Origin of the sequence: Lacisediminihabitans profunda, assembly GCF_008040105.1 — a bacterium.
Taxonomy (GTDB): Bacteria; Actinomycetota; Actinomycetes; order Actinomycetales; family Microbacteriaceae; genus Lacisediminihabitans; species Lacisediminihabitans profunda.
The window spans coordinates 249,964-266,490 of the sequence record NZ_VRMG01000003.1 but is presented as its reverse complement, the minus strand read 5'-3'; the positions used below and the strand labels follow the sequence as shown (position 1 = coordinate 266,490).

The window sequence follows — 16,527 nt, the reverse complement described above, 5'->3', positions numbered from 1 at the left end:
GATCGTGCCGGGACGCCGGTCTGCTACTGCGCGACGATGACCCGTACGGACGCCGCCGCGAGGTCCTCGGCAAAAGCAGGGGCGAGGGGGGCATCAGTCACGAGGATGTCGATCTGGTCAAGGGGACAGATCCGCGCGAATGTCGATTTCATCATCTTGGTCGAATCCGCAACCACCACGACCCGCTTGGCCACCTTGGCGAACTGACGGCTCACGTCCGCCTCGCCTTCGTGCAGGGTGGTCGCACCGTATTGGGCGCTGAGCCCGTCGACTCCGAGAATGGCCACGTCGAGAACAACCTCGGAAAGGGTGTTCGACACCAGGGAGCCGACCAACTCGTAGGACTGCCGTCGAGCGATACCGCCAGTAACCACTATTTTCACGTGCGGTCGCACCGAGAGTTCAAAAGCGATGTTCAGCGCGTTGGTAACGATCGTGATGCCGAAATCACCGTCATCGCGAGTGAAGCGCTCACTGCGGCCAAGGGTTCGAGCGACCTCGCTTGTCGTTGTTCCGCCATTGAGCCCCACCGTGTCGCCGGGTGACACAAGGTCGGCGGCAGCTCGCGCAATCGCGACTTTCGCTTCGGCCTGACGTGCGATCTTGTACTGCAGTGGCAGCTCATAGCCGGTGCCGAGGGCAGATGCCCCGCCATGTGTGCGTGTGACGAGTCGCTGTTCCGCGAGCATCGTGAGGTCGCGGCGAGCCGTTGCGGCCGAAACCTCGAGCGCGTCGCTGATCTCGGAGATCGTGACGTTCCCGCGGTCGCTCACAAGTTCCAGCAAGGCGTTCAATCGCTGTTGCTGCGTCATGACTCTCGGCTCACGTTTCTCTCTAGGTGCCTTCTGTGCCCATCTTAGGGTGGCTTCTCCCAAAGTTCTCTGACTGACTTTGACGTTTTAGGCTAATGTTAATCAAAAATGATCTTGCATTTCCTCTGCGCTGATCATCGCCGGGACTACGCAATCGAAAGGCCTCAATGTCAGACACCTTTGTCGCAACGGAGTTGACGTCGCAACCCGCCACGTGGCGTGCAGTCGCGCAGCTTGCACCGACGTTCGCGGAGATGCTGCCCCAGAAGGGGGAACGGGTAGCCGCCGTGGGCTGTGGCACCAGTTGGTTCATGGCGATGAGTTACGCCGTTCTGCGCGAGCAGGCCGGGCACGGAATCACCGACGCGTTTGCCGGCTCCGAGTATCCAGCCGATCGATCATACGACCGGGTCGTCGCCATTTCCCGGTCTGGTACGACAACCGAAGTTGTCAATCTGCTTTCTGCTCTCACCGCGACGACCACTGTGCTGATCACGGCGGTCGAGGCTTCCCCCGCCGGGGAGCAGGCGGACCACGTGGTCGTGCTTCCCTTCGCCGACGAGCGTTCGGTGGTCCAGACGCGCTTCGCGACCACGACGCTCGCGCTTTTGCGGGCGAATCTTGGCCACGATATCGAAGCGCTCGCGGTGCAGGCTGAGCGGGCTCTTCTGGTCTCGATCGACGACCTCGTCGAGGCCGACCAGGTCACGTTCGTGGGACTGGGGTCCGCGATCGGACTCGCCTTTGAGGCTGCGCTCAAGACGCGTGAGGCCGCACAGTTCTGGGCTGAGTCGTACCCGGCGATGGACTACCGCCATGGTCCGATTGCCATCGCTCAGCCCGGTCGACTGGTGTGGTCGCTGGGACCAGCACCGGAGGGGCTCTCGGAGGAAGTCGCCCGAACAGGCGCCACCTTTGTGCAGCACGACCTGGACCCGCTCGCCGGACTCGTGGTCGCGCAGAGATTCGCTGTAGCTTTGGCCCATCGGCGCGGGCTCGACCCCGATAACCCGCGTGCCCTGACTCGCTCGGTGATCCTGACACCGTGATCTCTTCCGCTGTCCTCGGAATCGACGTTGGCGGCACGAGCATCAAGGCTCGACTTGCGGACGCCGCCGGGATCACCTGCGGGGAGTGGCGCGAGCCGACCCCGATTGGGGACTCGTCGGGGGAGCGCACGGCAGCGGTCATTCGAGGGATGCTCGAGGTGGCTCGTGGTGAACGCGCCGTCGAAGCCGTCGGCCTCGTCGTTCCCGGCATAGTCGACGAGCGATCCGGTGTCTGTATCCGAGCGGTCAACCTCGGCTGGCTGGACGTGCCAGTCCGAGACATCGTGCAATCACACATCGACGTCCCGCTCGCTTTCGGGCAGGACGTGCGCGCTGGCGCCCTGGCAGAGTGCCTGACCGGTGCGGCCGCTGGCGTCGCGGGCACGGTCGCGTTCATCCCGATCGGCACGGGACTCGCCAGCGCCCTCATCGTCGAGGGGTTCGTCATGAGTTCCGGCGGCTGGGCTGGGGAAATCGGCCAGGTTGTCATCTCGTCCGGGCCGCACACGGGGCACCGTGTCGAAGAGATCGCATCAGCCGGCGGCATGGCGCAACGCGCGGGCGAGGCGAGCGCCCTCGCCGTCGCCGAATTGGTGTTGCGAGGCGACGCAAGAGCCACCTCCATTTGGAACGACGGCGTCGCGGTGCTCGCCGAGGCCATGGCGTGGATCTTCGCGGTCGCCGCTCCGGACATGTTCGTGCTCGGCGGAGGGTTGACCGAGGCGGGCGGCCTGCTCCTCGATCCGCTCGAGCGCGAGTTCGCCGCACGACTGCCGCCTACCCGTCCGCCAGTGATTGCTCGGGCAGTTCACGGAGACGCGGCAGCCATGATCGGTGCGACATATCTGGCGCGGCGCTTGCTCGCGGCCGGCGATCTGCCATGAACGCCACTCGCATTGTGAGAGCGGATCGAATTGTCACCGGACAGTCCGCCTGGACTCCCGGCTGGATCGCCATCAGCGACGGCCGCATCCTCGATTGCGGCGAGGGTGAGCCGCCTGGCGAACGGAGCGACCTCGACGCCGAGCACGTGACGGGCACGGTGATCCCCGGCTTCGTCGACATTCATGCTCACGGCGCGGGCGGGTTCGACTTCGGATCGGCAGACGAAGACTCCGCACGTCGCATCGCCGGTTTTCACGCCACACGCGGCACGACGAGTCTCGTGGCATCCCTCGCCTCCGCGCCGCTCGACTCTCTCGAACAAAGCATCCGAACGCTTCGACCGCTGGTGGAGAACGGAACGCTCGCCGGAATCCACTTGGAGGGGCCCTACCTCTCGCCGCAGCGGCGTGGCGCGCACGACCAAGCGATGCTTCGATCGCCGAGCATGGGCGAAATCGCGCGTCTGGTGGGCGCCGGCGCCGGAGCCGTTCGAATGGTGACGATTGCGCCGGAACTCGCCGGGGCGGAAGCGACGGTACGTTGGCTCGTGTCCAACGGTGTCACTGTGGCACTCGGCCACACCGATTGCGACGCGGAAACCGCGCGGGAAGCTTTCGGCTGGGGCGCGAGCGTCGTCACGCATCTCTTCAACGGGATGCGCCCGCTGCACCACCGTGCTCCCGGGCTGGTCGGCGTTGCCCTCGTCGATGACAGGGTCACGATCGAACTGATACTCGACGGCCACCATGTCGGGGCTGAAGCCGCGGAAGTCGCGCGCCGATCCGCGCCGAACCGACTGGCGCTCGTGTCCGACGCCATGTCGGCGACGGGATGCGGGGACGGAGACTTCGAGATCGGCGGATCCGCTGTTCGGGTCACCGGCGGCGTGGCGATGCTCGCGGACGGCACGTCGCTCGCCGGAAGCACCACGACGTTGGCGGACGGCTTCGACCGTGTTCTCTCGTTTCCCGGAATGACGGTGTCCGAGGCGGTGCGACTGACATCGACGGCTGCGTCACGGGCCATCGCATTGGGGCAGTCCGGAATCCAACCGGGCGCCAGCGCGAACCTCGTGGTGCTCGATGTGGCGAGCGAGGACGAAAGTGGATTGTCCGCACGTGTCTCACGAGTCATGCGGGGCGGCTCATGGCTCGGATAGTCGTAGTCACGCCGAACCCCGCTATCGACGTCACCTATCGGGTCCAACGGCAGACGGTCGGCGACACGCACCGCGTTCTCGAGACCACCAGGCGGCCCGGCGGGAAGGGTGTAAACGTCGCACGCGTTCTCGATGCCCTCGGTCTCCCGGCGGTCTCGGTACTCCCTCTCGGCGGAGCATCCGGCGAGTGGATGCTCGCTGCGCTCCACGACCTCGGGCTTCGGGTGGCAAGCATCCCCCTCACTGGGGAGACGAGAACCACGGTCACCGTTGCAGACGATGAAGCGCACCCCACGGTGTTCTCCGAGCCCGGCCCCATCGTGACTCAGGCCGAGTGGGGGATGCTCGCGACCGAGTTGCGCCGCCAGCTCGATGGAGCATCCATGCTGATAATTTCCGGATCGCTGCCTCAGCGCTCAGACGCGACTCTCGTTGAGAGTTGGGTCGCCGAAGGTCACCGAGCGGGTGTTCCGGTGTTGGTCGATGCGACGGGGGACGCGCTGCTGGCCGGCGCCCGTGCTGGCGCCGAGATAGTGAAGCCGAACCTGCAGGAACTCCTCGATACCACCGGGGCAACCGCCGCGGAACCGGGTATTCGCGCCCTCCTCGACCTCGGCGCGCGCCTGGTGGTCGTGTCCCGTGGGGTTGACGGCATCACGGCGAGCGACCGCGACCGCGACTACACGGTGGACGCCATCGGTGGCGTGTCCGGAAGCCCGACCGGGGCGGGGGACGCGGCCACGGCGGGCCTTGCTGCGGCCCTGATCGACGGACGCGCCATAGGCGAGGCACTCCGGTGGGCCGCGGCCCTCGGGGCGTCGGCGGTGCTTCGCCCTGTCGCCGGCGAGGTCGATCTCGATGCCTTCCACCTCTTCCTCAGCAAAGACACCCACACCGATGGAGCAGAAGCATGATTACAGACGTCAGCCTTGTCGCGCTTCTCGGAGCGGCTCGATCGGATCGGCGCGGCCTCGGCGCATTCAATGTCGTGCTCCTGGAGCATGCCGAGGCCATCGTCGCGGGCGCCGAGCGCGCAGCCAGTCCCGTCGTCCTGCAGATCAGCGAAAACTGCATCGCGTATCACGGGGGTCTCGCCCCGATCACGCTCGCTTCTTTGGAGATCGCCCGGCGCTCATCCGTCGATGTGCTCGTGCACCTCGACCACATCGAGAACCCGGAACTCATCTACGAGGGAGTCGAACTCGGCGTGCACAGTGTCATGTTCGACGCGTCGAAGATGTCCTACGGCGACAACGTCACGGCGACGCGAGAGATGGCCGAATACTGCCATGCTCGCGGCGTCGCGATCGAGGCCGAACTCGGTGAAGTCGGCGGAAAGGACGGAGTGCACGCGCCCGGCGCCCGCACCGATCCCTCCGAGGCGGCAGCCTTCGTCGCTCAGACGGGAGTGGATGCGTTGGCCGTCGCCGTCGGGACCTCCCACGCGATGCAGACTCGCGTGGCTGCCGTCGACCATGATCTCATCCGCGCGCTCGCGGGAATCGTCCCGGTGCCACTGGTATTGCACGGCTCCTCCGGACTGCCCGACTCGGAACTTCGAGCGGCGGTTTCGAGCGGGATGACCAAGGTCAACATCTCCACGCACCTGAATGGCCTGTTCACCAAGTCGATTCGCCAAGCGCTCGATGAAGACCCTGAGGGCGTCGACCCGCGGATGTACGTGCGTCGCGGGAGGGACGCCATCGCTCTCGAGACCGCTCGACTCCTTCGGCTACTCGCCGACACGCGCTGAAGAGAGGGGTCGTCATCCCCGAAGGCGACGACGACAAGTCACGAATGCTTCTCCGAGACGAACACGTCTGCAACGCGCGAGAATCCATTCCGGTCCATCTTCGTGGACCCGCGGGCCGATCGCGGTTCGCTGCCTACTCGAAGTCGGGGTCCGGCGCCTCGCCGTAGGCCGTCTCCGCCGGCTCCACCAGCACGCGGCGGCGACCGCTGCCAAGGAGTCCCCGGCTCTCCTCGAGGTAGCACGCCCCGCAGAGTGACTCGTAGGTGACGGTAAGCCCGTCGATCGCGACCTGGTCGCCGTCGAAGATGAACTCCCCATCGATCTTGCGGGCGTTGAAGAGGGCCTTGCGCCCGCACCGGCAGATCGTCTTCAACTCTTCGAGCGAATGGGCGGTCTCGAGCAGCCGGCGGCTGCCCGGGAAGGCCACGGTCTGGAAGTCGGTGCGGATGCCGTAGGCGAGCACCGGAACCCCCTCGAGGATCGAGATGCGCAGCAGGTCATCCACCTGCTGCTCGGTGAGGAACTGCGCCTCGTCAATCAGCAGGCAGCTCACGTCCAGTCCGGTCGCGGCACGCACGCGGGCGCGTTCGCGCTCGAACGACTCGTAGATGTCGTCGCGAGGACCGACGACGAAGTCCACCGGCCGGCTCACGCCGAGGCGGGAGACGATGCTCGCGTCGCCCTTGGTGTCGATCTGCGGCTTCGCGAGCAGCACCTGCTGGCCGCGCTCCTCGTAGTTGTACGCGGCCTGCAGCATCGCCGTGCTCTTGCCACTGTTCATGGCGCCGTAGCGGAAGTAGAGCTTGGCCATTACTCGAGGTATCCGTCCTCGGCGGCCCGGCGGATCAACTCCGCCTTCTTGCTCGCCGGTCTGTTTGCTTTGGCGTACTTCTCGCGCACCCGACGCAGGTAGGTCTTGGCGGTCTCGTACTGGACATTCATCTGTCGTGCCACCTCGATCGTGCTGAGGCCGGACACATACAGCTTAAAGGCCTCCGCCTCGCCATGACTGAGCTTCGGCCTCGACTGCTGCGTCGCGCCGACGGGCAGCGGCCGCCAATCCTTCTGGAGGTTCTCGCCGGTCTCGACTCCCATCACCGCCCGCGCGGTGTCCATGACGTCGCGCATCGGCAGGGTCTTTGAGAGGAACGCGGATGCCCCAGCGTCGAGGGCGCGGTCCCTCGCCTCGCGGGTATCCAGGCTGCTCAGCACGATCACCTTCGCACCGGCGGCGCGGCAGGTGCGCACCCGAGCCTCGATCGATACCGGCTCCTTCAACTGGAAGTCGATGAAGACGAGCTCGGTCGGAAAATTGTCGCTGTGCACGAGCTGCAGCCAGGTGTGAGCGCTCAACACGAGGTCGAAGTCCGGCGCGTTCGCGCCGATCCAGCTGCTCAGGCTGTCGAGCAGAACCTCGTGGTCGTCGAGAATCGCGAGCCTCACCCGGCTGCCGGAACGGGGCGTCGGAGAATTACTGGTGCTCATAAGAAAACCTTAGGGTGAGGGTGGGCGCGTCGAAGTCGATCGACATGTCGGTGAATACCGAGCGGATGACCGCGAAGTATGGGGCGAAATTCGAGCGCAGCAGGAACTCGCTCAGGCTGAGGTTGGCCACGAGACGGCCGAGACACTGGCGCCCCGATGCCGTGAGCGAGATCCGCAGGTCGCTGCGGTCGAAGTTCGGCGTCTCGATCAGTGCCACGAGCAGCGCGCGCAGCGCCGTTCGCTGGTCGGCGGCCATTGACGCGGCCAGGCGGTCCTCGTCGTCGACCACGATCTTGGCGGCACCGGAACGACCCGGGCCCGTGCCGCCGGCGAGCTCGATCACGTTCTCCAGCCAGCTGCGGTCCACCTCCTCCACCATCACCCGGCGAATCGAATCGGCGATCTGCCTGGCCCTGGCGCGGTCCGGGTTGGAGATCGTACCGGTGGCGAGGAGTTCGGTGAAGAAGGGCAGCACATCGCGATTGAGGATCGTCACCCGGTCTTGCTGCACGCTGCGGGTCACGCCATCCCGCAGCTCCTTCACCAGGCCAACGGAGGCCTCGGAGGCTCGGCGTTGCCACCGGGCGGTCGACTCCACGATCTCGCGGGAGAAGACCGCCGAAGCGTAGCCGAGCGAGAGCAGCGGCACGATCGCCACGATCACGAAGGCGATCGGCGGCGCCTTCGTCGACAACTGGGGCGCCTGCAGCAGAGTGAGAAAGCCGAGAAGCAGGGCGGAGACGGTCGTCCCCACCACGATCTCCCGTGCCGGCCGGTAGGAGCCGAGGGCGACGAGCAGCACGCCGAGGCAGATCGCGCCCCAGTCATCCCGAATCCACTCATTGCGCGTCCAGTGTCCGAGCGCCTCGAACAGCGCCGCCCCGAGCGCGAGTCCTTGCACGACGAAGTGGGTGCGCGCGGTCAGCGGTGCGCGGTAGGGGCTCGCCATGGCGATGAGGATGCCACCGGCGGCGGCGAGGGCCACGAGCGCGCCCACCGTGAACACCGGGTTCGTCACCTCACTCGCCCCGAGCGCCGTCAAGACGAGAGCGTAGCCGAAGGCACCGACGCTGAGGGCGATCGTGACGATGCGGATGCCAGGGGTGCTCGCCGGATCGAGCTGCTGCCTGGTGCGCTCCCGCATCACGAGCCGCCTTCGATCAGGGATGCTCGAACGGCTGGCACCCGGATCATGATCGAGGTTCCGCGGCCGGGAGTCGACCAGACCTGGACGGCCCCGCCGACCGATTCAATACGGCGGCGAACCGAGTTGCGCAGGCCGAGCCGGTCGGCGCCCGTCTCGGCCTCGGAGAAGCCGCGGCCGGAGTCGATCACCATCACCGACACCTCCGCCTCCGATCCGTAGACGGCCACCTCGGCGCGATCCGTGCCAGAGTGGCGCAGCACGTTCACCAGGCACTGCTTCACCGCCAGGCCGAGCGCGGTTGAGGCCTCGCGGTCGAGCCGGGAGACCGCGGAGAGGTCGCCCGTCGACTCGATATCGAGGCCCATCGCGCGCGACTCCTGGATGGCGGAGAAGAGCCCGCTCTGCTGCCAGTCGGTGCGTGACCGGGAGTCGACCTCCGGCGACTCGTCGCTCAGCCATTCCTCGCCGATCAGAATCTGCAAGTCACGCTCGATCGGGTCCCTGAGCGATCCGATCGGGGTGCCCGGCGCGGCTCCCGCAATGGCGGCGAGGTGGCTGAGCACCGTGTCGTGCATGAGGGCCGCCGCCTTGAGCTCGATGCGGGAGCGCATCGCCGCGAGCTGCTCGTCGCGCGCCGCCCGGTAGAGCAGCGGCTGGGAGAGGCGCGAACGCCGTCGGCTGAGGTGGGCGAGAGAGAGGATGGCGACGGTGGCAACGAAGGTGAGAAGGGTCGTGGCATCGAACTCGTAGTGCCGCCCGCTTTGCAGGATGGCGAGAGTCGACGCGATCTCGGCCGCTGCGTACCCGGCCACACACCAGGCGATTCGCACCGAGACACCCCGGCCGACTCCGCCCACCATCACAAGCGCGATCTTGGGCAGGGCGATCGAGAACGCATCGCTCGACACGATCGGTTCGGTCTGCGAGTAGAAGGTCAGGATGTACCAGTACACGCAGGCGGCCCCGACGATCAGGTAGCTCGCCGCGTAGAACGATGATCGCCTGCGGTCGTCGAGCCACAAGAGAGCGAGCAGGGGAAGCACGGCGATCATCGCCGGCCAGAGCACGTCGTCGGGTTCCGCTGCCTGGAAGGCGATCGCCGCCAGGAGGCTGCCGATCAGGCTCGAGAAGCCGACGACGTGGATCGCCTTCGCGTATGACCGGTTGATCGATTGGGGCGCCAAGTGGGACGGCAAACCAAGGGTCATGCGTCCTCCCCTCGACGATCGGCAGCGTGTTCAGTATGACATCAGCGAGGCCGTGGTTGTCCCCCGATTTGTGCACAATTGGCGCAGGAATCCTCGGAATTCGGCCCGTTCTGTGCCCCGTCGGCTTGCTGGTCGGGCCAGGACAGCACGGACCGCACCCGCGCGCACTCAGAACAAGGTGGGCTGGAGTTCCGGAGGCAGCTCCTCCGCGATGAGGGAATCGGCGGCCCGCGGGCCACCGAGGGCTCGCGAGCGCACGGCGCCGGTCGAGGGGGCGGCCGTGCCTCGTTCCAGGCCGTGTGCCCGGATCAGCGGGGCGATCTTCGCGGCGAGCCACCGGCGATATCCCTTCGGAGCGTATGGACCGGCCGCGTAGAGTTCCCGGTACTGCGGAACGAGTTCCGGCCGCGCCCCCTCGAGCCACTGCATGAACCAGGCCTTCACGCCCGGGCGCAGGTGCAGCGCCGAGTAGAGCACCGACGTAGCCCCGGCTGCCCGAATCTGGGCGAGCGCCGAATCCAGGTGATCTCGAGTATCGGTCAGATGGGGCAGGATCGGCATCATGAAGACGGAGCACTCGAGCCCGAGCTCGCGCGCAGCGGTGACCGTCGCGAGCCTCGCGGAGGTCGTCGGCGTGCCTGGCTCGACGGTCTGCTGAAGCGCGTCGTCGAAGATCGCGATCGACATCGCCAGATCGACCGGAATGAGAGCGGCCGCCTCGGCCAGCAGAGGCAGGTCTCGCCGCAGGAGCGTCCCCTTGGTCAGGATACTGAACGCCGTGCCGGAGTCGGCGAGCGCCGCGATGATGCCGGGCATCAGGCGGTATCGGCCCTCCGCGCGCTGGTACGGGTCGGTGTTAGTGCCGAGAGCCACCGGATGCGCGCCCCAGGACGGCCGGCTGAGCTCCTTCGCCAGCACCTCGGCAACGTTGACCTTGACGATGATCTGGCTGTCGAAGTCCCGGCCGGAATCCAGGTCGAGATACTCGTGGGTGCTGCGGGCGAAGCAGTACACACAGGCGTGGCTGCAGCCGCGATACGGGTTGATGGTCCAGCCGAACGGCATCGCGCTGGCCCCCGGCACGCGATTGAGCGCCGACTTGGCGAGCACCTCGTGGAACGTGATCCCGGCGAAGTCGGGCGTCTGCACGCTGCGCACGAGGTTGGACAGCTTCGCGAGCCCGGGCAGGGCGGCGGACGCCTCCGACCCCAGCTCCTGTCCGCTCCACCGCATCCGGGTAGTCGAACATAGTTTCGAATGTGTGTCAAGTCGTGGAGCCCTCGTCGATACGGCCCCGACCAGGTTCAGCCGTTCACCCGTCCAACGGCGTCGCAGCCAGCGATCGCCCCGGGGTAGCCGCCCAGGGCCTCCTCGAGTTCGGTCATCGACGCTGACAGCGCATCCGGCCGCTGCAGAGTCCGCCGTGACGTGCGCGGTGATGTGCGCAGCCGAGCCGGCGCCCGGAACGACGCGTGTCCGGGCCACTGGTCGATGCCCGCCCGACGATGCCCGCCCGACGATGCCCGCCCCGCGTGCACAACTCCTGCAAATCTCTCCCGCGCGACCGCGCACCGCCGGAATTCCGGGCGCAGACTGGGCCCGCACGCAGAACTGCAGGAGTTGTGCACACGCGGCGGTAGACACGGCGGCCTGCGCTGCCGCCGGCTCCCACAGCCGGATGCCGCCGCCGACTCCCACACCGGATGCCTGCCGCCGACTCCCACACCGGATGCCCGCCGCCGACTCCCACACCGGATGCCGCCCCGCGAGCACAACTCCTGCAAATCCCTCCCGCGCGACCGCGCACCGCCGGAATTCCGGGCGCAGACCGGGCCCGCACGCAGAACTGCAGGAGTTATGCACACGCGGTAGACACGGCCTGCGCTGCCGCCAGCTCCCACAGCCGGATGCCCGCCGCCGACTCCCACACCGGATGCCCGCCCCGCGTGCACAACTCCTGCAAATCCCTCCCGCGCGACCGCGCACCGCCGGAATCCCGGGCGCAGACCGGGCCCGCACGCAGAACTGCAGGAGTTATGCACACGGCTGTCGGCGCTCAAGGCGGAGACGAGGAGGGGCGAAGACGAAATAGGACACCGAGGCGGCGCCCGACTCAGGACGCGGCGACGGCCTTGCGGGTGCGCGTTGGCGTCTCGCCGGCGAGCACGCGGCCGGTCGAATTGATGGTCTTGGCCGCGAGCGCCGCGTTCTCGGAGAGCTTCTTGCCGTAGGTCGGAATCATCTTCTTGATCTGCGGCGTCCACCCGGGAATGCTCTCGGGGAAGCACCGCTCGAGCACGTCGAGCATGATCGGCACCGCCGTCGAGGCCCCGGGGGATGCGCCGAGCAGCCCGGCGATGCTGCCGTCGGACGAGGTGATCACCTCAGTGCCGAACTGCAGCACGCCGCCCTTCTTCGCATCCTTCTTGATCACCTGAACGCGCTGGCCGGCGGTGATGCTGTACCAGTCCTTCGGGTCCGCCTCGGGCATGAACTCCCGCAACGCCTCGAACTTGGTGCGCTTGCTGGCCACGAGCTGCCCGATCAGGTAGCGCACGAGCCCGAGGTTGGATGCCCCAGCCGCGATCATCGGCACCAGGTTGTGCAGCCGGATCGTGGCGAACAGGTCGAACCACGACCCCTGCTTGAGGAACTTGGTGTTGAATCCGGCGTACGGACCGAACATCAGGCTTGATGCGCCGTTCACGACCCGCGTGTCGAGGTGCGGCACCGACATCGGCGGCGAGCCGACCGCGGCCTTGCCGTAGACCTTGGCGCTGTGCTTGGCCACCACCGCCGGGTTGTCGGTGCGCAGGAACTCGCCACTGACCGGGAATCCGCCGAAGCCCTTGATCTCCTCGATGCCCGACTTCTGCAGCAGGGTGAGTGCCCCACCGCCTGCGCCGACGAACACGAACCGGGCGCGAACGCTCGAGGGCGTTCCACCCACCTGGTGCCGCACGCGAAGGCGCCAGAGTCCGTCCTTCTGGCGGGTGAGGCCGGTGACCTTATGCTCCAGATGCAGCTGGGCGCCGTTCGCCGTGAGGTAGTGCAGAAGCTCGTGGGTGAGGGCGCCGAAGTCCACGTCGGTGCCGGCGTCGATGCGCGTCGCGGCGATCGGCTGGGATTTCTTGCGCCCGGGGATGAGGGCGGGAACCCAGGAGCGGATCACCCGCGGGTCTTCGCTGAACTCCATTCCGGCGAACAGGGGGTGGTCCTTGAGGGCCTCGTGGCGACGGCGCAGGTAGTCCACGTTGTCGTCGCCCCAGACGAAGCTCATGTGCGGCACCGGGTTGATGAATGCGTGCGGGTTCGGAAGCAGCTTCTTGCTCACGAAGTACGACCAGAACTGGCGGGACAGCTGGAACTGCTCGTTCACCTTCACCGCCGAGGCGATGTCGATCGTGCCATCCGGGCGCTCGGGCGTGTAATTGAGTTCACAGAGCGCGGAGTGGCCGGTGCCGGCGTTGTTCCACGGGTTGGAGCTCTCGAGCGCGACGTCGCCGAGGGTCTCGAAGATCTGGATGGACCAGTCCGGCTGGAGCTGCTTGATGAACGCTCCGAGGGTGGCACTCATGATGCCACCGCCGATGAGGACGACGTCGATGGGATTGGCTTGCTGGGTCACCCGTCCAGTTTACGGGGCGCCGACTGGCCGCCAGCCCGGAGCGCGGCTCAAGAACGGGTGGCTTTGATGCGTTGGTAGGTTGCGAGGAATTTATCGACCGGCACCGCCCGCACCGTCTCGGCGTCGCCGTAGAGCGCCGTGAGGTGGAGCGAGTTGTAGTTCTTCGTCGCGCTTCGTGTTGCGTCCAGCAGGCATGGCGTCGTTCACCACTTCCGAAATCCATGCATTTCGTCGACCTACTCGGCGCGTTGGTACCGCTGAGCGGCGTGGCGGGAAGGAATGCATGGATTTCGGAAGCGGGGAGGCGATCAGAGGGAGGGCGCCAGAGGGGGTCAGAGGGAGGGGATAGAGGGCGCCAGGGGGTCAGAGGCCGAGTTTCATCAGCGCGGCGTCCATCCGGGACGCGATCCTCGCGTAGCCGATGTCGTTGGGATGGAGGTGGTCGCTGGCCATCCACTCCGGATGGTGTTCGATCCAGTGCGAGGCGCCGGGGATGTAGTCCGCGCCGATGTCCGCGGCCGCCGCCTTCACCCAGCCGGCGATGATCCCGACGGATGCGGGTCGGGCATCGGTGTACCAGAACGGTTCCACCACCACGAAACGCGCCCGCGGCAGGGCGGTCTTCATGCGGCGCAGGTCCGCGCCGATCTGCTTGTGGATGGCGGACGCAGCCACCGGGTAGGCGAAGTTGTCGTTCAGCCCGAGGGTGACGATCACGATGTCCGGGTGCTGCCTGATGATCTGGTCTGGCAGGTCGCCCTGGCCGTACACCCGCCGGTTGTGCACGAAGCCCAGGCCGCTCACGCTCGGGTTGAATTCTCGCCAGCCGTGGTCGCGGCAGACGATCGTCGACCAGCGTTTGGCCGGTGAACTCGCCATTGCGCCCCGGGTGTACGAGTCGCCGTAGAACGCCACGAGCGAGCCCCGCGGCTGCGGCGGGTGGGCGGACGATGAGCCGACGACGACCGCTCCGGCCACCGCGAGGGCGATGGCGAGGAGCACCGAGGCGCCGAGGATGACCCGTGCGTTCACGAACCTCATTCGGCGCCGCCCTCTCCGGGGGTTTGGTAGAGGCTACCTCTCTAGGCGCGGACGAGGTCCGCGGCCACCAGCTCGGCGATCTGCACGGCGTTGAGGGCCGCGCCCTTGCGCAGGTTGTCGTTGCTGATGAAGAGCGCCAGCCCTCGGCCGTTCGGCACGCCCTCGTCCTGGCGGATGCGACCCACGAAGCTCGGGTCCTTGCCCGCGGCCTCGAGCGGGGTCGGCACGTCGGTGAGCACGACGCCGGGCGCGTCGGCGAGCAGCTGCTTCGCCCGCTCCACGCTCAGCGGAGAACGGAACTCGGCGTTGATCGAGAGCGAGTGACCGGTGAACACCGGAACGCGCACGCAGGTTCCGCTCACCAGCAGGTCGGGAAGTTCGAGGATCTTGCGGCTCTCGTTGCGCAGCTTCTTCTCCTCGTCGGTCTCGAAGAGGCCGTCGTCGACGAGGTTGCCCGCGAACGGCACCACGTCGAACGCGATGGTCTTCGGGAACGTCTCGGCCGCCGGGAACTGCACGGACGATCCATCGTGTACGAGTCCGCGCGGATCCTGCTCGATCGCGGCCTTCGTCTGCGCGTAGAGCTCTTCGCCGCCGACGAGACCCGCACCGGACACCGCCTGGTAGGTGCTGACGATGAGGCGCTCGAGACCGGCCTCGGCGTCGAGGACCTTGAGCACCGGCATGGCCGCCATCGTGGTGCAGTTGGGGTTGGCGATGATTCCCTTGCGCGCCTCGGCAATGGCGTGCGGGTTGACCTCGCTCACGACGAGCGGCACGTCCGGGTCCATCCGGAATCCGGAGGAGTTGTCGATCACGGTGACGCCGGCGGCGGCGAACCGCGGCGCCTGCGCCTTCGAGGTGGTGGCGCCGGCGGAGAAGATGGCGATGTCGAGTCCGGTGGGATCGGCGGTCGCCGTGTCCTCGACCACGACATCCGTCCCCCTCCAGGGAAGGGTCGTGCCGGCCGAGCGGGAGGACGCGAAGTAGCGGATCTCCGCGACCGGGAAGTCGCGCTCCTCGAGCAGTCGACGAACGACGGCTCCGACCTGGCCCGTGGCGCCGACGACGCCGATTCTGATTCCGTTGGTCATCGTCCGGTGCCTCCGTGTACCTGTGCTACCTCTTCGCCGTCCAGGTCGAACGCGCGGTGAACGACGCGCACGGCCTCGTTGATGGTGTCTGCCCGCGTCACGACGCTGATGCGGATCTCGCTGGTCGAGATCATCTCGATGTTGATTCCCGCCTCGAACAGCGCGGTGAACAGCTTCGCGGAGACGCCCGCGTTGGTGCGCATGCCGGCGCCGACGAGCGCGAGCTTGCCGATCTGGTCGTCGTACTGCAGCGAGTGGAACCCCACCTGCGCCTTGTTGTCCTCGAGCACCTTGAGCACCTTGGCCCCGTCGGACTTGGGCAGGGTGAAGGAGATGTCGGTGAGGCCGGTGGCGGCGGTCGACACGTTCTGCACGATCATGTCGATGTTCGCGTCGGTCGTGGCGACGATGGTGAAGATCTGCGCGGCCTTGCCCGGCACGTCCGGAACGCCGACAACCGTGATCTTCGCCTCGCTGAGGTCGGATGCGACCCCGGCGATGATTGGCTCTTCCACGCTCTCTCCATCCTTTGGATTGACCACCAGCGTGCCCACGTTGTTGTTGAACGAGGACCGTACATGAAGCGTAACGCCGTGTCGCCGCGCATATTCCACTGCGCGAATATAGAGGACCTTGGCACCGGCGGCGGCGAGTTCGAGCATCTCCTCGCTCGTGATCCTGTCGATCTTGCGCGCGGCGGGCACGACACGGGGGTCGGCGGTGAACACGCCGTCCACGTCGGTGTAGATCTCGCAGACGTCGGCGTCGAGGGCGGCGGCGAGGGCCACCGCCGTCGTGTCCGAGCCACCGCGGCCGAGGGTCGTGATGTCTCCGGTGCCCCGGTTGAAGCCCTGGAACCCGGCGACGATGGCGACCGCCCCCGCGTCGAGGGCGTCGCGCACTCGCTTGGGGGTGACATCCACGATCCGCGCGCTGCCATGCTTGGCGTCCGTGATGAGGCCGGCCTGGCTGCCCGTGTACGACCGCGCCTCCTGGCCGAGGCTCTTGATCGCCATGGCGAGGAGCGCCATCGAGATGCGTTCGCCGGCGGTGAGCAGCATGTCGAGTTCGCGACCGGTCGCGAGGGGGGTCACCTGGTTGGCGAGGTCGAGCAGTTCGTCGGTCGTGTCTCCCATGGCCGAGACCACCACCACGACCTCATTGCCCGCCTTGCGGGTCTCAACGATGCGCTTCGCGACGCGCTTGATGCTCTCCGCATCGGCCACGGAAGAGCCGCCGTACTTCTGTACGATCAAGCTCACGAGT

The 16,527-nt window shown here is 67.1% G+C and carries 15 protein-coding genes; 5 read left to right on the top strand and 10 right to left on the bottom strand.

Annotation, left to right across the window (positions count from 1 at the left end):
* Positions 1 to 23: 23 nt before the first annotated feature.
* Positions 24 to 875 (bottom strand): DeoR/GlpR family DNA-binding transcription regulator, encoded by an 852-nt coding sequence (locus FVP33_RS02485; RefSeq protein WP_246142131.1) that lies wholly within the window; start codon positions 873 to 875, stop codon positions 24 to 26.
* Positions 876 to 979: 104 nt separating this feature from the next.
* Between FVP33_RS02485 and FVP33_RS02480 the strand changes: the two genes are divergently transcribed.
* The 5 genes from FVP33_RS02480 to FVP33_RS02460 are packed head-to-tail and all read left to right on the top strand — an operon-like array spanning position 980 to position 5,658.
* Positions 980 to 1,861: an SIS domain-containing protein gene (locus tag FVP33_RS02480; RefSeq protein ID WP_147782037.1), complete on the top strand. Its 882-nt coding sequence runs from the start codon at positions 980 to 982 to the stop codon at positions 1,859 to 1,861.
* Complete coding sequence (locus FVP33_RS02475) at positions 1,858 to 2,745, top strand: ROK family protein (protein ID WP_147782036.1); 888 nt, start codon at positions 1,858 to 1,860, stop codon at positions 2,743 to 2,745. The genes FVP33_RS02480 and FVP33_RS02475 overlap by 4 nt, the downstream gene beginning before the upstream one ends.
* 14 nt (positions 2,746 to 2,759) lie before the next feature.
* Positions 2,760 to 3,905, top strand: coding sequence for an N-acetylglucosamine-6-phosphate deacetylase (nagA, locus tag FVP33_RS02470; RefSeq protein ID WP_187270544.1), 1,146 nt, complete (start codon positions 2,760 to 2,762; stop codon positions 3,903 to 3,905).
* The gene (locus FVP33_RS02465; protein ID WP_147782034.1) at positions 3,893 to 4,819 is read left to right on the top strand and encodes a 1-phosphofructokinase family hexose kinase; all 927 of its coding nucleotides are present in this window, start codon (positions 3,893 to 3,895) and stop codon (positions 4,817 to 4,819) included. The genes nagA and FVP33_RS02465 overlap by 13 nt, the downstream gene beginning before the upstream one ends.
* Positions 4,816 to 5,658, top strand: a complete 843-nt coding sequence (locus tag FVP33_RS02460; RefSeq protein WP_147782033.1) for a class II fructose-bisphosphate aldolase — start codon at positions 4,816 to 4,818, stop codon at positions 5,656 to 5,658. The genes FVP33_RS02465 and FVP33_RS02460 overlap by 4 nt, the downstream gene beginning before the upstream one ends.
* A gap of 133 nt (positions 5,659 to 5,791) precedes the next feature.
* Here FVP33_RS02460 and FVP33_RS02455 read toward each other — a convergent pair whose 3' ends face one another.
* The 9 genes from FVP33_RS02455 to FVP33_RS02415 all read right to left on the bottom strand — a co-directional run bounded on the left by FVP33_RS02455 (position 5,792) and on the right by FVP33_RS02415 (position 16,523).
* Positions 5,792 to 6,469 carry a thymidine kinase gene (locus FVP33_RS02455; protein ID WP_147782032.1) on the bottom strand — a complete coding sequence of 226 codons (678 nt, stop codon included), beginning with the start codon at positions 6,467 to 6,469 and terminating at the stop codon, positions 5,792 to 5,794.
* Entirely contained in the window at positions 6,469 to 7,143 is a 675-nt protein-coding gene (locus tag FVP33_RS02450) for a response regulator transcription factor (RefSeq protein ID WP_147782031.1), read from the bottom strand. Before FVP33_RS02450 ends, FVP33_RS02455 begins: the two co-directional genes overlap by 1 nt.
* Positions 7,130 to 8,290, bottom strand: coding sequence for a hypothetical protein (locus FVP33_RS02445; RefSeq protein WP_147782030.1), 1,161 nt, complete (start codon positions 8,288 to 8,290; stop codon positions 7,130 to 7,132). Before FVP33_RS02445 ends, FVP33_RS02450 begins: the two co-directional genes overlap by 14 nt.
* Positions 8,287 to 9,498: a sensor histidine kinase gene (locus tag FVP33_RS02440; RefSeq protein WP_147782029.1), complete on the bottom strand. Its 1,212-nt coding sequence runs from the start codon at positions 9,496 to 9,498 to the stop codon at positions 8,287 to 8,289. Before FVP33_RS02440 ends, FVP33_RS02445 begins: the two co-directional genes overlap by 4 nt.
* 168 nt (positions 9,499 to 9,666) lie before the next feature.
* The gene (locus FVP33_RS02435; protein ID WP_147782028.1) at positions 9,667 to 10,731 is read right to left on the bottom strand and encodes an Rv2578c family radical SAM protein; all 1,065 of its coding nucleotides are present in this window, start codon (positions 10,729 to 10,731) and stop codon (positions 9,667 to 9,669) included.
* Positions 10,732 to 11,611: 880 nt separating this feature from the next.
* On the bottom strand, positions 11,612 to 13,126 hold the full coding sequence (locus FVP33_RS02430; protein ID WP_147782027.1) for a malate:quinone oxidoreductase: 1,515 nt from the start codon (positions 13,124 to 13,126) through the stop codon (positions 11,612 to 11,614).
* 363 nt (positions 13,127 to 13,489) lie between these two features.
* Entirely contained in the window at positions 13,490 to 14,167 is a 678-nt protein-coding gene (locus tag FVP33_RS02425; protein ID WP_147782026.1) for an SGNH/GDSL hydrolase family protein, read from the bottom strand.
* Between the two features lie 41 nt (positions 14,168 to 14,208).
* A complete protein-coding gene (locus FVP33_RS02420) occupies positions 14,209 to 15,261 on the bottom strand; it encodes an aspartate-semialdehyde dehydrogenase (protein ID WP_147782025.1) in 1,053 nt (350 codons plus the stop codon).
* Positions 15,258 to 16,523: an aspartate kinase gene (locus tag FVP33_RS02415; protein WP_147782024.1), complete on the bottom strand. Its 1,266-nt coding sequence runs from the start codon at positions 16,521 to 16,523 to the stop codon at positions 15,258 to 15,260. The genes FVP33_RS02420 and FVP33_RS02415 overlap by 4 nt, the downstream gene beginning before the upstream one ends.
* Positions 16,524 to 16,527: the final 4 nt, after the last annotated feature.